Genomic DNA, 14,739 nt, shown 5'->3' on the forward strand with positions numbered 1-14,739 from the left:
GTCGGGTTGGCGTCGTTGAGCAGCAGGCGTGGCCGGTCGCTGCCGCCGTCGTCGAACGCGCCGAGCAGCGCGCCCCACGCGTCGTCGACCTCGGCGGCGACCGTCCGGACCTCGCGCCGGTCCTGCGCGGCGTCGTCCTCGACCAGCAGCGCCGGGAGCGTCGCGGGGGCGTAGGACCGCAGCTCGACGTCCACCTGGACCGCGTCGAGCACCGCACGCACCTCGTCGAGCGCGGGCGCGACCTCCCGGGCGCGCTCCTCCCCGACGAACCGCACGTGCCCCTCGACATCGGTCGGCGTCACGCGCTCGACGACCGCGTCCGGCCGGACGTCGACCAGCCGGTGCACGAGCGCGAGGTCGAACGTGTACCCGCCGTTGACGACCGCGACGCCCTGCGCGGCGAGCACCGCACCGACCTGCCGGAAGTCGTCGATCGACTGCGTGACGCGCACGACGTCCGTCGTGGCCAGCAGCTCGGGCAGCGTCGTGACGCCCTGGTTCGTCTCGAACGGCAGCAGCGGCAGGACGATGCGCAGCAGCTCGTCGTCGTGCAGCGCGAGGGCCTTCACCGCCGTGTCGTGCAACGACAGGAACTCGCGCAGGCGGTGCGGCTGGGTCGCCGCCAGACGCACGAGCCACGCGCGCACCTGCTCGCCGATCGAGGTGCGGACGTGCTCCAGCAGGTCGTCGTCGACGAGCCCCTCGCGGTCCGCCGTCGGCCGCAGCAGCTCCGCGTCGACCGCGCACCGCACGAAGAACGCCCACTCCGGCACGAGGTCCGGCACCTGGTCGGACAGGAGCATGCCCTTGAGGTGGACGCGGTGGCGCCCGTGCCGCGCGCTCGACGAGCGCTGGCCGGCGATCACCGCGACGCCGTCGAGCCCGGCCTCGGGCACGCGGATCGGGAGCACGTGGAACGGCGTCCCGCCGAGCTCGGTCTCCGCGAGCCGCACGCACGCGTCGCGGCGCCGCTCGGGGTCGGTCTCGCGCCACGGCGGGGTCCGGTTGCTCACCTCGACGTCACCGTCGGGCGTGCGGACGACCACGCGGTGCGGCAGGTACGCGCCGTAGTTCCGGGCGAGCTCGACGACGCTCGCGCTGCTCAGCAGGTGCTCCGACCCGCGTCGCGGTGCCAGGGCGACGCACGTGCCGGGACCGCCGTCGAGCCACGCGGCGCGCTCGTCCGGCGCGGACGACGCGGGCGTCCACGGCGCCAGCCGGTACGTCCCGTCCGCCTCGCCGACCCACCGGACCGGCGGCTCGTCGCCGCGGTCGCCGCGGCGCGACACCACCTCGATCGCGTCCGTGACCATGAAGCACGACAGCAGGCCGATGCCGAACCGGCCCAGCAGGTCGGACCGCGCCAGGCCGAGCTCGTCGCGCTTGCTCGACCGGCCGATCGTCGCGAGGAAGGTGCGCACGTCGTCCTCGTCGAGCCCGACCCCCGAGTCCATCGCGTGCAGCCGCCCGTCGCCGGACACGTCGGCCGGGACCAGCAGCAGCGCCGGACGGTCGTCGCGCGCACCGCGGACCGTCACGGCGTCGACCGCGTTCTGGACGACCTCGCGCACGTACACGCGCGGGCCGGAGTAGAGGTGGTGGCTCAGCAGCTCGACGACGCCACGCAGGTCGACCTGGAAGGCGCTCTGCGTCGTCGTCCCGCTCGTCCCGTCGTCAGGCACCCGTGCACTGTAGGTGCCAACCCCGGCCCGCCGGGCGGGTTCGGGCGCTCCCGACGGATCCGCGAGACGGCGACATCGGCACGGCAGCGAGGCATCGATGTCGCGCTCTCGGGGCGTTGTCGCGTCCTCGGGGCGGAGGATGTTCCCCCGAGTCGGGGAATCACCTGCCCTCCGGGCCCGAACGCGGCGCGGTCGTCGCACCGCACGGTTAGGCTCCCCGGAGTCCCGACGCCCACCGCCCCCGGACGCGGCGTCGACCTCCGCCTGCGCGCGCACGCGCGCGCCCGTCAGACAGGGGAACCGTGGCCGTCCTCACCGCGGACAAGCGCGTCCTGCACGCCGACCTCCAGGGCGACACCGTCCGGGCCGCGTCCGGCTCGATGGTCGCCTACACCGGCAAGGTCGAGTTCAAGTCGGCCGGCATGGGAGGCGGCGGCGGGTTCCGCGCCGCGCTCAAGCAGCGCGTCGCCGGCGAGTCGATCTCCCTCATGACGTGCAGCGGCGCGGGTCGCGTCTACCTCGCGCAGGACGCGATGGACGTGACCGTCGTGCAGCTCCAGAACGACCGGCTGACCGTCGAGTCCGACCACATCCTCGCGGTCACCGACGGGCTCCAGCTCGACGTGCAGTTCGCGGGCCTCCGAGGCATGACGAGCGGGCAGGGCCTCGCCACGACGACCGTCACCGGCACCGGGCAGGTCGCGATCATGTCCGAGGGCCCGCTGATCGCCCTCGCCGTCACGCCCGGCGAGCCGCTCGTCGTCGACCCCGACGTCTACGTCGCGGGCACCGGGCAGACGCAGATGAGCCTCGTGTCGGGCGTCTCCTGGCGGTCGGTCATCGGCGAGGACGGCGGCGAGCCGTTCTCCCTGCGGTTCGAGGGCAACGGCACCGTCTACATCCAGCCGGCCGAGCGCTGAGAGGGCGACGACGATGGCGTTCGAGAAGGTCAACAGCAAGGTCGTCCGCATCCCCGTGACGACGCAGAACCCGGTGCTCGCGCGCCGCGGCGCGATGCTCGGGTACGAGGGCAACGTGTCCTTCCGCCCGATCAGCGGCCAGGGTCAGGGCGTCGGCGGCTTCGTCGGGGCCGCGATGTCCGGCGAGTCCAACCCGATGATGGCCACCGAGGGCAACGGCTCGGTCCTGTACGGGTTCCGCGGCCTGCACGTGACGGTCGTCGACCTCACCGGCGACTCGCTCACGGTCGAGGCGGACCGGCTGCTCGCGCACGACGCGCACCTCCAGACCAGCGTCGAGTTCATCGGCCAGGGCGGCATCCGCTCCGCGGTCCGCGGCGCCATGACGGGGCAGGGCCTGTTCACCACGCGCGTCTCCGGGCACGGGTCCGTCGCGCTGCTGTCGCACGGCGGCACCTTCCCGCTGCAGCTCAACGGCGAGGTCGTCGGCGTCGACCCGCAGGCGTACGTGGGCCACACCGGCGCCCTGAACGTCGACCTCAAGGCCAGCGTCGGCCTGCGCGACCTCGTCGGCCGCGGCTCCGGCGAGGCGTTCCAGCTCCACGTGTCGGGTCACGGCACGGTCTACGTCCAGGCGTCCGAGGAGAAGTTCTGATGATCAGCGGGATCGACACCACGGTCTACGACGCCCGGACCCTGCCGGCGAACGACAACGTCAACGCGTACTCGTTCTCGATCGACCTGAACGGCGAGTGGTTCACGTCGAAGGGCGCGATGATCGCGTACTACGGCAACATCGACTTCTCCGCCGTGAGCGCCTACGCGTCGCGCGCGTCGTGGGTCGCCGCCCGGTTCGCGTCGCCGCTGTACGCGCAGGAGTGGGTCGTCGCGAGCGGTCGCGGCAAGCTCGTCATCGGCGACCGCGGCAACGACATCAACTCGTACGACCTGGGCGACGGCAACCTCACGATCAAGCAGACCAACCTGCTGGCGTTCGAGACGGGCCTCGAGCTCAAGCAGTCGATCGTGCCCGGCTTCGTCACGCTCATCGGCACCGGCAAGTTCCTCGCGTCGTCGAACGGCCCGGTGATCTTCGTCGAGCCGCCGTTCCGCGCCGACCCCGAGGCGCTGCTCGGCTGGGCCGACTGCCCGTCGCCGAGCCACCACTACGACTACAACTGGATGGCGCACTCGCTCGTCGCCGGCGTCCAGATGATGTTCGGCCGCGAGTCCGGCGAGGAGCGGCAGTACGACTTCACGGGCAAGGGCACCGTGCTGCTCCAGTCGTCCGAGGTGCAGCGGCACGACCCCGCGCTGCTGCGGATCGTCGAGGCGCAGACCCAGATGCTCGACGCCCACTCCGCCGGCCAGCTCGGCCACAAGCTCGTCGCCCGCTCGCAGCAGGCCTGACGTCCGCTGCGCGCGGCCCGCCCTCGGCTGCGTCACCGCAGGACGCGCGTCGTTGCGCCGCGCGCGCGTTCTTCGACGACGCACGGTCTCCACGCGGGTGCGCGGGTCTAGGGTGGGCGGCGCAGTCCGGCCAGGTTGAGGAGGAAGACCGTGCCGCGGGTGACCAGTGCCGACGTGGCCCGGGAGAGCGGCGTCTCGCGCACCACGGTGAGCTACGTGCTCAACGCCAAGGACGGCGTCGTCATCACCGACGCGACCCGGCAGCGCGTCCTCGACGCGGCGGCGCGGCTCGGCTACACCCCGTCGGCGGCGGCCCGGACCCTGCGCTCGGGCCGGTCCGACCTCGTGCTGGTCGTGCTGCCGGACTGGACCGTCGGGCCCGTCATCGACACCCTCATCGACCACCTCACGACGACGCTCGCCGACCACGGCCTGTCCGTCCTGGTGCACAGCGGGCGCGGCAAGGGGTCGCTCGCCGACCTGTGGCGCGCGGTGACGCCGTGCGCGGTGCTCGGCCTCGCGCCGTTCGCCGACGAGGACACCTACGCGATGCGCCGGGCGGGCATCCCCGTCGTCGGCACCGCGCTCGACGAGGACCCGCACCCCGAGATCTTCTCCGTCCCGCAGACCAACATCGGCGCGCTCCAGGTCGACCACCTGGTCGAGCGGGGGCACCGGGCTCTCGCGTACGCGGCACCGGCGGACGACCGGCTCGCGGCCTTCGCGGACCGCCGGCTCGCGGGCGTCCGCGCGGCGTGCGAGGACCACGGACTGCCCGCCCCGCGCGTCGCGGCCGTGGGGCTGGACGTCGAGTCGGCGACCGCGGCCGTGCAGGCGTGGCGGTCCGGCGACGAGCCCGTGACGGCGGTCGCCGCGTACAACGACGAGGTCGCCCTGGCGGTGCTCGCCGGGCTGCGCGCCGAACGGTTGCGCGTGCCCGACGACGTCGCCGTGATCGGCGTCGACGACATCCCGACCGCGAAGCTCGCCGCGCCGCCGCTCACCACGATCTGGCAGGCCATCGACGCGCAGGCGTCCTACCTGGCCGCGTCCGTGCTCGCGGCGCTCGACCCGGCGGTCCGGCCGCCGTCCCAGACGAGCGACGTCTTCCACGTCGTCGCACGCGAGTCCACCTGACCCCGGCCGTCGAGGTCGACGTCGCGTCGTCGTGTCGCGGTCGGACGTCCCCACGACGCGACGGCGAGCAGTCCTGACACGCCGAGGGCGCACCCGCCGGTGTGGAGCCCGGCGGGTGCGCCCTGTCGTCGGTCGGCCTACTGGAACGTGAACCAGTTGACGTTGACGAAGTCGGCCGGCTGACCGGACTCGAACGTCAGGTAGACCGTGTGGGTGCCGGTCACGCCCGCGATGTTCGTCGGGACCGTCTTCCACGTCTGCCAGCCGCCCGTGCTGCCGATCGCGAAGCTGCCGACGGGCTGCGCGGTGAGGCTGTCGAGCCGCACGACCACGAGCCCACTGACCCCGGCGGCTGCGCCGGACGCGACGCGCGCGCTGAACTGCGTGCGGGCCGTGGAGCCGAAGCGGACGTTGTCGAAGCGCAGGTGGTCGCCGTTGCCGATCCACGCGACGTTGAGGCCGCCGTCGGTGTCGGACGTCGCCTCGGTGGCGGTGCCCGACTGGCCGTTGAACGCCTCGGCCTGGATGCGGGACGTCGCGTCGACGCCCGTGCCCGTGCCGGCCGACGTCGTGACCGACACCGAGCCGCTGGTGGCGGACCGGTTGCCGGCCGCGTCGTAGGCGCGGACCGCGAACGTGTACGCCGTGGACGCGGAGAGGCCGGACGCGGTGTACGTCGTGCCGGTCGTCGAGCCGACGACCGTGCCGTTGCGCAGCACCTCGTACCCGGTCACCCCGACGTTGTCCGTCGAGGCCGACCACGCCAGGGTCGTCGACGACGAGGTCGTGCCCGACGCGGCGAGGCCGCTCGGCGTCGACGGTGCGGTGGTGTCGCTCCCGGTGCCGGACGGCGTCGAGACGCTGATCGAGGTGCTCGACGACGACCGGTTGCCGGCCGCGTCGTACGCCCGGACGGCGAACGTGTACGTCGTGCCGGCGGACAGCCCGGACGCCGAGTACGTCGTGCCGGACGTCGAGCCGACGACGGTCCCGTTGCGCAGCACCTCGTACCCGGTCACGCCGACGTTGTCGGTCGACGCGGACCACGAGAGCGACGTCGACGACGACGTCGTCCCCGACGCGCTCAGCCCCGACGGGGTCGAGGGCGCCGTGGTGTCACCGCCGGTCGAGCCGCCCGTCGTCGACGCGACGGACCGCGCCGGCACGGACAGCGTGACCCCGTTGGAGAAGGTCACGGTGATCGCCGAGCTGCCCATGTTGGCGGCCTGGTAGGTGCGCGTGCCGTTCTTGACGAAGACCGCGTGCAGCGGGGTGTTCGCCGTGACGGACCGGTCGACGGTGCCGAGCACGGACAGGTTCTTCAGCCAGTAGAACGTGTGCGCCCGGGACTCGCCCTCCTCGACGGTGTACGAGCCGGCCTGCGACCGGAACTCCGACAGCGCGGTGGGGGCGTCGGCCAGCGCCTGGAACTCCCAGATGATGTCCTTCCACACCGTCGCCTTGCCGCCGTTGTTGCGTTCGAGCTCGGTGAGGTTCCGGCCGATGTACGACGAGTTGTAGCCGAGGTAGAGGTGACCCGCGGTGCTGGGCAGCAGGTTGATGCCCTGGATCATCTCGGGCTCGGCGGAGAACCACGTCGAGTACGCGCCACCGTCGCCCCACACCATGCCGACCGTGGAGTGCCCGAAGGAGGCCGGGAACGCCTCGTCGTCGGTGTCGAACCAGTAGTTCTCGATGGCCGACGCCTGCGTCGTGTAGAGGTAGATGCCGAGGTCACGGACCGTCTTGTTGCCTGTCGCCTGACCCCACTGGATGAGCCCGCTGGCGAAGTTCATGCCCTCGGACGACGACTCCTGGTTGTTGCCCGCGCCGAACGCGCCGTGCCCGGAGGCCCAGTCGTGGCCGGCGTAGATGTCGAAGTCGCGCAGGAACGGGAACCGGGTGTCGCTGCGGTCCCAGTTGGCCGCGTCCTTGATGACGGTGTTGACCATGCCGCCGTACGCGGAGTCCGCGGCCCACGACGGGTCGAACTGCGCGACGTTGGCGGCCGCGACGACGTAGTAGCCGTAGTGGAAGTGGTGGTCGTTGAGGTCGGTGTCCGAGCCGTACGACGCGGGGTAGCCGATGAGCGTGCCCCACGACGGGTTGTACCAGAACGCCCGCTGCGTCTCGCCGGACGACGCGGTCATCCAGTCGGTGAGGCGCGTCTTGACCGAGGCGAGCAGCTCGTCGCGCGCGGTGGTGTTGCCCGTGAGGTTGGCGATCTGGATGACCTGCGCGGCCCGGCCGAACGCCTTGCCCGTCCAGTAGGTGTCCTCGCCGAAGCCCGCGAACGGGTCGGTTGCGGCGACCTGGTCGACGTAGCCGTTGAGCTGGGTCGCGTCGGCCGAGCCGGGCGTGAAGCCCGTGGCCGCGAGCTGCGGGAGCACGCCGTTGAACGCGGTGACCGTCTGGAACTGCGACGAGCCGATGACGACGCGCATCGGGCCGCGCGGCGAGACGTAGGCGTAGCTGCTCGGGGTGACGCCCGCGAGCTGGTCACGCTGGTGCGGGTAGAGCGCGTACACCGTGCCCGTCGCCGACCCCTGCTTCGCGGTCGTGGTGAACGCGTAGGTCGCCGTCATGCGCGCGGTCGACTCGTCGTACGACCACGACACCTTGGTGCCGGTCACGTGGTTGTGCGCGTACGTCGCGTACGCGTTGAGCGCGGCCACCTTGTCGGCGGTGCTGGTCCCCGACCCGGTCGGCAGGACCGCGACGGAGAAGAAGTCCTTGCCGTTCAGCGACGAGCTGATCGACGACCCGGAGATGTTCCACGTGGAACCAGACGGCGCGAACGCCGCGTAGTCGTGGCCGTTGACCGTGAAGCCCAGCGCCGCGTTGGTGTTGCTCCACACGGTCGGCGTGCCCGTGGTCGTCAGGGTCGCGTTGCCGCCGGTCTTCGTCGCGTAGACGAACGGCAGGCCGTGCCCGAACGTCGTGCGCAGGCTGCTCGAGCCGTTCGTCCAGAGCTCGCTGACGGTCCAGTCGGAGTAGCCGTCGACCTTGCCGTCCGACGACAGGCCCGCGACGCCGAGCCGGAAGTCCTCGGCGTAGGAGTAGTGGTACTCGCTCACGCCCGTCGACGTGCCGGAGACGCTCGGCGTCGTCGGGTAGCTCACGCCCAGGCCGTTCGTGAACGCCTTGAACGTCAGCGGGTGCGCGACGAGGTTCTCGGAGATCGCGTTGCAGTCGAACTTGCGCCACAGCAGCGACGTCCACCAGTCGTTCGTCGGGATCGCCCCCGCCGGGAAGTTCGACGTGACGTGCGCACGCGGGTTGGTGACCGGGGTGCCGTTGCACTCCGTGGGCACCGCGCCCCCGCTGGGCGTCCCCTCGGCGTAGCTGCCCGAGCCCACCGCGACGGCGGCGGCGCGCGGGACGGGCAGGAACAGCGCCTGGACGAGGTACGCCACCAGGGCGCCGACCACGATCATCGCCACGAGGGCGCGCCGGTCGACGGCTCGCGCCCTCACCGGCAGGGGATGGGATGACATCCGACGGTCTCCGTTTCTCGGGTCGGGTGCCGGGCGACGGTCGTCGTCGACGGTCGTGCGGCACCGAGGGCGGCGCGGGCGTCGGGGGACGTGCGCGCCGGGCGTGCTGGTCTCACCGGCGTCGCGCGGGGCGGCGCCGGTGCGGGGCGGGTGCCGGTCGTCGGCCCGGTGCGGTGCGACGTCCCTGTCGCAGCGCGGACCGTGCCTCGTGGCCGGCGTGGTGCGGGCGGCTCGTGACCGCCGTGGTGCAGTCCGTCGCCGGCGCACGGCCTCGTCTCTGAGGCCTGGTCACGGTCGTTGACTCGTGTCACCGGCGTTGAGCGTCAAGGCTGCTGGCGGCGGAGGACAAAGTCAAGCGGAAGGAGGAAGTCGTCCCCGGACGAGGGACACCGCCCGCACCCGTCCCGCGCACGCCCGTCACCCGCGTGCACGCGCGGCAGGCCCGGCTCCGACCCGACGGAAGCGGCCGCCGCGACCCGCGTGCGACTCGACCGCTGAAGCTCGCGTCCTGGCGCGGTTACCGACCGGCGCGTCAGGCGGTGTACTCGAACAGGACCGTCCCCGCGCCGTCACGCACGACGGCCCGGTGCCCGTCGGTCACGTCGATCTCGACGTGCAGCGCCTCGTCGCCCGCGCGCGCCGTGTAGACGTAGCGCGTGTTGGTCAGCGACGTCGCCGTGGTCGTCGCCCGGACCAGCCACGGGTGCCGACGCCGCAGCCCGATGAGCTCCTGGTGCCGGAGGAACGTGTCGGCGCCCCACGCCGCGAGGTCGTCCGGCGACGCCGGCATCGACGGGCGCACGTCGTCGTCGCCGCCCAGCCGTTCCTCCTTGACGCCCGTGTACCCCTGCTCGTCGCCGTAGTAGACGGACGGGACACCGCCGACGGTCATGAGGACCACGAGCGCCAGCACGGCATCCTCCGGACCGACGGTTGACGCGATCCGGCTGACGTCGTGGTTGCCCACGAACGTGCTGGTCAGGACGCTGTCGAGGATCTCGGCGTGCCGCTGCAGCGCCCAGTCGAGCTCGTAGAAGTTGCCGTCGACGAGGCTGCTCCAGATCGCCTTCCACAGCTCGTACTGCGTGACCGAGTCGAACGTCGCCGCCTGCGCGATCGCGGCGTAGTCGCCGTGGATGACCTCGCCGACGAACCACGCGTCGGGGTGCGACTCGCGTACGCGCGGCAGCACCTGCGCCCAGAACTCCGTCGGCACCGCGTACGCCGCGTCGAGCCGCCAGCCGTCGATCCCGCGGTCGAGCCACGTCGTCATCACGCGGGCGACGAGGTCGACGACCCGCGGCGACGCGTGGTTCAGCGCGACGAGCGACCCGTGGCCCTCGAAGTCGCCGAGGCGGGGGTTCGCGGGGTCGGACCAGTCGACGCGGAGCACGTCCGCGAGCGGACCGTCGGGACCCCCCTCGAGCACCTCGCGCACCCACGGGTGACCAGCGCCGACGTGGTTGAACACGCCGTCGAGCACGATGCGCAGCCCGCGCTCACGGCAGGCCGCGACGAGGTGGTCGAGGTCCGCCTCGTCTCCCAGGCGCGGGTCGATCCGGAAGTGGTCGAGCGTGTCGTACCCGTGCGACTCCGACGCGAACACCGGCCCGAGCAGCAGCCCCGACGTGCCGAGCTCGACCGCGTAGTCGAGCCACGCCTCGAGGTGGCGCAGCCGGTGCGCCGCGTCGTGCTCGGTCCGGATCGGCGCCCCCGTGAACCCCAGCGGGTAGACGTGCCACCAGATGCAGTGCTCGACCCAGCCCATGCCCCTCCTCAGCCGACGCGTGCCGTCGGACCGACCGTACGTGCCCGCGCGCGCAGCGCCCACCAGACGACCCCGCCCGCCGTCAGGCCGAGCCCGAGCAGGCCGAGGACGATCGTGAGGAAGACGCCCCCGATCGTGCCGAACACCCCCAGCAGGAACGACGACGTGCGCTGCCCCTCCGCGACCACCGCGAGCGCGCCGTCGCTCGGCGAGCCCGGCACGACGACCGTGTGCTCGCCCGCGGCCGTCACCGTGAACGCCGCCACGTTGAACGCCCGCCGGTCGCCGCGCTGCGCGTTGATGCTGACACCCGGTGCGTCGTCGACCTCCACCGGCGACCCGTCCGGGCCGACGACGCGCACGTCCGCGTCGAGGCCCGTGTGCGCGTCGACGTCGTCGACCACGAGGAACACGTCGTACCGGCCGGGCGCGAGGTCCACGTCGACCGCCCCCGGGACGTCGGTCCACGCCACCGCCGAGGGTCCCGCGTCGCCCTGCGCGTCGATCACGCCGAGCGGCAGCAGCGACAGGAACGTGCGCGCGACGACGACCGCGGCGACTATCGCGCCGACGAGCAGCAGCGCGCCCGCCGACGTCAGGACGACAGGGCCGACGAGCGAGCGGCGCGGGGTCGTGGAGGTCGACGGGGAGGGCGGCGGGTACGAGGCGTCCACGGTCGCTGGACGTTACTCCGCACCCGGCACGCGCGGGCGGACGACGTGGGGGCGGACGGTGCGCGGGCGGACGACGTCCGGGCGGACGGCGCGCCGGCGGACGGCGCGCGGGACGAGGCGGAGCCCCGAGGGTCCACGTGCAGGACTCTCGGGGCTCCACCCTGGTCGGCCGGTCAGCAGGCCATTCGGTCAGGCGGCCAGCCGGCCAGCAGTCAGTCGGTCAGTCCGTCAGCCGGTCAGCCGGCGAACGTCTGGAACTCCGCGATGCGCGGTGTGCCCGACGCGCTCACGATCTCCAGCGTCACCTTCTTGAGCGACGTCGACGAGAAGGACACGACGCCGGGTGCGCCGCTGCCGGACGCGAGCGTCGAGCCGGTGTCGGCGTTGAGGATCTTCCAGGAGCCGATCGAGCCGCCGCCCGACGCCTGGAAGATGTTGACCTTCGAGATCGTCTTCGCCGAGCCCCACTTCACCGAGATCTTCCCGGTGGAGCCGGAGGGCGACCAGTAGGTGCTGGTCGAGCCGTCGACGACGTTGCCGTAGCTCGTGCCGCTGGCCTTGCTCGACCCGTCCGCGCCGGCGCCGATGCTGAGGTTGGTGCCGCTCGGCGTGGTCGGGTTGGACGTGGGCGTCGGGTTCGACGTCTGGGTCGGCGTCGGGTTGGACGTCTGCGTCGGCGTGGGGCTGGGGGTCGTCGGCGTGCAGGAGCCGTTCGACGTCTTCAGGCCCTTGTTGGCGCCGGCCGTCGCCGACACGACGCTCGGGACGCAGGACGCGCCGTCGAGGGTGTAGGAGTACGGCACGGAGACGGTCGTCGTGGAGGCCATGCTCGGGCCCGCGGGGTAGGTGTCCGAGCCGCTCGAGGACCAGGTCACGTTGTCCAGGATGTTCCCGGAGGTCTGCCAGGTGCCCCGCTCCGAGGTGTAGAACGTGCCGAGCACGTCCTTCGAGTCCTCGAAGTAGTTGTTCTCGACCTTCGCCTTGGCGCCCGCACGGGAGTTGATCCCGGACTCGTGCAGGTTGACGTAGTGGTTGTTGTAGATGTGCGCGACGCCGCCGCGCAGCAGCGGGGTGCGCGAGTCGATGTTCGAGTACAGGTTGTGGTGGAACGTGATGTTGCCGCTGCCGGTGTCGCTCTCGCTCGACCCGATGAGGCCGCCGCGGCCCGAGTTGCGCAGGATGCTGTACGACAGCGTCACGTTCTCGACGTCGTTCTTGAGGTCGAACAGGCCGTCGTAGCCCTCGGACTCGCCGCCCGACGCCTCGAGCGTCACGTGGTCGACCCAGACGTTGCGGACGGTGCTCTCCATGCCGATGGCGTCGCCGCCGTTGGACGTGGGCGAGCCCGACTTCTTGACGTTCTTGACCGTCACGTTCTGGATGATGATGTTGCTCGAGTCCCGGATGTGGATCCCGATCTGGTCGAACGTGGCGCCGCCGCCCACGCCCTCGAGCGTCACGTTGCTGATGCCCTTGAGCTCGATGACACCCGAGGCGGTGCTGCACCCGGAGCCGGACACCTGCGACGTGTTGCCGACGGTGATCGTGCCCTCGACCTGGATGGTGATCGGGGTCGTCTTGCTCGAGCGGCTGCACAGCGCCTGGTGGATCGCGGTGCCCGTGCTGGCCTTGACGGTCGTGCCGCCGGCGCCGCCGGTCGTCCCGCCGTTCGTCGCCGCGAAGCCGTTGGCGGTGCCCGTGACCGCGACGGCGCCGGGGGCAACCAGGGCGGTCAGGCCGATCGTGGCAGCCAGGGCCGTCGTGGCTCCTGCTGCGAGAAGTCGCACTGCGACTGGTCGGTTCATCGTTGCCTCTCACCTCGTCATCGAAGGGGCAGTGCCGTGGTGCGTCCCGCGCGCCGTCGAGGGCGCTGCGCCGCGTCGTCGCGGGTTCTGCAGACGTCACCCACACCGTGTGAGTAACCGGTTTCTCGATCGTAGGACAGCGGTTTCCGAAGACTCAACGGCTAAACGTTTCGCGCTCCGAAAAGGCAGCTGACCTGCAGCGATGCGCGCTATGTGCGGCGGATCCGGCCGCTTCTCACCACGCGGGACGTCTGCGTCGACCTCTGGACACGCCGCAGGACGCGGGGGACAGTGCGCGCTCCCGACAGGAGGTCACCGATGAGCACCGAGTTCCTCTGGTACATCCCCAACCAGGTCGCGCCCGGTCATCGCGGCGAGCCCGTGTCCGCCGACCACAACAGCCTCGACACGCTCACCGAGCAGGCCGTCGCGCTCGAGCAGCACGGCTGGACGGGAGCGCTGCTCGGCACCGGGTGGGGACGGCCCGACACCTTCACCGTCGCCGCCGCGCTCGCCGCGCGCACCACCACGTTCGAGCCGCTCGTCGCCGTCCGCCCCGGCTACTGGCGCCCCGCGCACTTCGCGTCCGCCGCCGCGACCCTCGACCACCTCACGGGCGGCCGCGTGCGCGTCAACGTCGTCTCCGGCAAGGACGACCTCGCCGCGTACGGCGACACGGACGGCGACCAGGCCGACCGCTACGCCCGCACGCGCGAGTTCCTCCAGCTCGTCCGGCTCCTCTGGACGCAGGATCACGTCGACTTCCACGGCGAGCACTTCCAGGTCACCGGGTCGACGGTGCTGCCCCGCATCGAACCGCGCGGCGACCGCCGGCACCCCACCCTCTACTTCGGCGGTGCGTCCGCGGCCGCCGAGCGGGTCGCCGCCACCGAGGCCGACGTCCAGCTGTTCTGGGGCGAGCCGCTCGCGGGCGTCGAGGAGCGCATCGACCGCCTCCGGACCCTCGAGCAGAGGCTCGGTCGTGCGCACGCGCCGCTGCAGTTCGGGCTGCGCGTCACGACGTTCGTCCGCGACACCACCGAGCAGGCGTGGGCCGACGCCGAGGCGAAGGTCGCCGAGCTCGCCCGCACGCGCGGCTCCCTCCCCGTCGACCCGCACCGCGGCACCGCCGTCGGGCAGCAGCGCCTGCTCGACCTCGCCGACCGGGGCGACGTGCTCGACGACAACCTCTACACAGCCCCCGGCCGGTTCGGGGGCGGCGGCGCGGGCACGACGTGGCTCGTCGGGTCCGCCGAGGACGTCGCGAAGTCCCTGCGCCGCTACCAGGACCTGGGCGTCACGCACTTCGTCCTGTCCGACACCCCGTACCTGCGCGAGATCCGTCGGCAGGGCGACCAGCTGCTCCCCCTGCTGCGGGACTGACGCGACGCCGCGAGGACCCGTTCGGACGACACCAGATCACGGCGACATAACGATGTACCTAGTACCGCGCCGATTTACCTAGTACCGCGTGGCTCAGGTGCTGGGCGGACTGCTAGACAGTCGCTCGGTTGCGCCCGAGGGCCCGCTCGACGACCACCGTCAACGGTGACGGTGCAGGTAGCGGGCCCGTCGGGCCGCCGTGTCCCCGCACCACCGCCCCGGGCGCACCCCGCCGGCGGTCACCACGACGAGGTGGTCAAGCATGAGGCGTCACATCCTGGCGGGCCTCGCCCTCGCGGTCCTCGCGACCGCGATCGTCCTGTTCTCGGGCCCTGACCTCCAGGGCGTCACGCTCCTGGGCGCCGCGCTCGGCGGGGCTCTCGGGCTCGTGCCCGACCGGTCCCCCGGCGCGCGCGCCGGCGCGTTCGCCGTCGGGTTCCTCGCCGCGTGGCTCGGGTACGCG

At 72.3% G+C, this 14,739-nt stretch carries 10 protein-coding genes and 1 pseudogene; 6 read left to right on the forward strand and 5 right to left on the reverse strand.

What is annotated here, in order from left to right; all coding sequences use genetic code 11:
• A partial coding sequence (locus tag HGA02_RS01975) for an HSP90 family protein (RefSeq protein ID WP_168676982.1) occupies nt 1-1,682 on the reverse strand: 1,682 nt, incomplete at its 3' end.
• A gap of 302 nt (nt 1,683-1,984) precedes the next feature.
• Here HGA02_RS01975 and HGA02_RS01980 point away from each other — a divergent pair.
• From HGA02_RS01980 to HGA02_RS01995, 4 genes are all read left to right on the forward strand, one after another.
• Nucleotides 1,985-2,602, forward strand: a complete 618-nt coding sequence (locus HGA02_RS01980; RefSeq protein ID WP_168676984.1) for an AIM24 family protein — start codon at nt 1,985-1,987, stop codon at nt 2,600-2,602.
• Nucleotides 2,603-2,615: 13 nt separating this feature from the next.
• Nucleotides 2,616-3,257: an AIM24 family protein gene (locus tag HGA02_RS01985; RefSeq protein WP_168676985.1), complete on the forward strand. Its 642-nt coding sequence runs from the start codon at nt 2,616-2,618 to the stop codon at nt 3,255-3,257.
• On the forward strand, nt 3,257-4,012 hold the full coding sequence (locus HGA02_RS01990) for an AIM24 family protein (protein ID WP_168676987.1): 756 nt from the start codon (nt 3,257-3,259) through the stop codon (nt 4,010-4,012). The genes HGA02_RS01985 and HGA02_RS01990 overlap by 1 nt, the downstream gene beginning before the upstream one ends.
• 159 nt (nt 4,013-4,171) lie before the next feature.
• Nucleotides 4,172-5,149 (forward strand): LacI family DNA-binding transcriptional regulator, encoded by a 978-nt coding sequence (locus tag HGA02_RS01995; protein ID WP_343035208.1) that lies wholly within the window; start codon nt 4,172-4,174, stop codon nt 5,147-5,149.
• 137 nt (nt 5,150-5,286) lie between these two features.
• Here the strand turns inward: HGA02_RS01995 and HGA02_RS02000 are convergent, their stop codons facing one another.
• From HGA02_RS02000 to HGA02_RS02015, 4 genes are all read right to left on the reverse strand, one after another.
• Nucleotides 5,287-8,625 carry a glycosyl hydrolase gene (locus HGA02_RS02000; RefSeq protein WP_343035209.1) on the reverse strand — a complete coding sequence of 1,113 codons (3,339 nt, stop codon included), beginning with the start codon at nt 8,623-8,625 and terminating at the stop codon, nt 5,287-5,289.
• 553 nt (nt 8,626-9,178) lie between these two features.
• The gene (locus tag HGA02_RS02005) at nt 9,179-10,414 is read right to left on the reverse strand and encodes an alpha-amylase family protein (RefSeq protein WP_168676997.1); all 1,236 of its coding nucleotides are present in this window, start codon (nt 10,412-10,414) and stop codon (nt 9,179-9,181) included.
• Nucleotides 10,415-10,422: 8 nt separating this feature from the next.
• Nucleotides 10,423-11,088, reverse strand: a complete 666-nt coding sequence (locus tag HGA02_RS02010) for a hypothetical protein (protein ID WP_168676999.1) — start codon at nt 11,086-11,088, stop codon at nt 10,423-10,425.
• Between the two features lie 236 nt (nt 11,089-11,324).
• Entirely contained in the window at nt 11,325-12,893 is a 1,569-nt protein-coding gene (locus HGA02_RS02015) for a pectate lyase family protein (RefSeq protein ID WP_168677001.1), read from the reverse strand.
• 318 nt (nt 12,894-13,211) lie between these two features.
• Between HGA02_RS02015 and HGA02_RS02020 the strand changes: the two genes are divergently transcribed.
• Together HGA02_RS02020 and HGA02_RS02025 are read left to right on the forward strand one after the other, a co-directional pair.
• Nucleotides 13,212-14,276 (forward strand): LLM class flavin-dependent oxidoreductase, encoded by a 1,065-nt coding sequence (locus tag HGA02_RS02020; protein ID WP_168677005.1) that lies wholly within the window; start codon nt 13,212-13,214, stop codon nt 14,274-14,276.
• A 262-nt stretch (nt 14,277-14,538) separates the two neighbouring features.
• A pseudogene (locus HGA02_RS02025) lies at nt 14,539-14,739 on the forward strand (hypothetical protein); the annotation flags it as partial.

Origin of the sequence: Cellulomonas septica (assembly GCF_012396155.1) — a bacterium.
GTDB lineage: Bacteria > Actinomycetota > Actinomycetes > Actinomycetales > Cellulomonadaceae > Cellulomonas > Cellulomonas septica.

Bases quoted from the DNA above. Each gene is read 5' to 3' on its own strand.
- HGA02_RS01985 (WP_168676985.1), top strand. From the start codon at position 2,616: ATGGCGTTCGAGAAGGTCAACAGCAAGGTCGTCCGCATCCCCGTGACG.
- HGA02_RS01990 (WP_168676987.1), top strand. From the start codon at position 3,257: ATGATCAGCGGGATCGACACCACGGTCTACGACGCCCGGACCCTGCCG.
- HGA02_RS02005 (WP_168676997.1), bottom strand. From the start codon at position 10,414: ATGGGCTGGGTCGAGCACTGCATCTGGTGGCACGTCTACCCGCTGGGG.
- HGA02_RS02015 (WP_168677001.1), bottom strand. From the start codon at position 12,893: ATGAACCGACCAGTCGCAGTGCGACTTCTCGCAGCAGGAGCCACGACG.
- HGA02_RS02020 (WP_168677005.1), top strand. From the start codon at position 13,212: ATGAGCACCGAGTTCCTCTGGTACATCCCCAACCAGGTCGCGCCCGGT.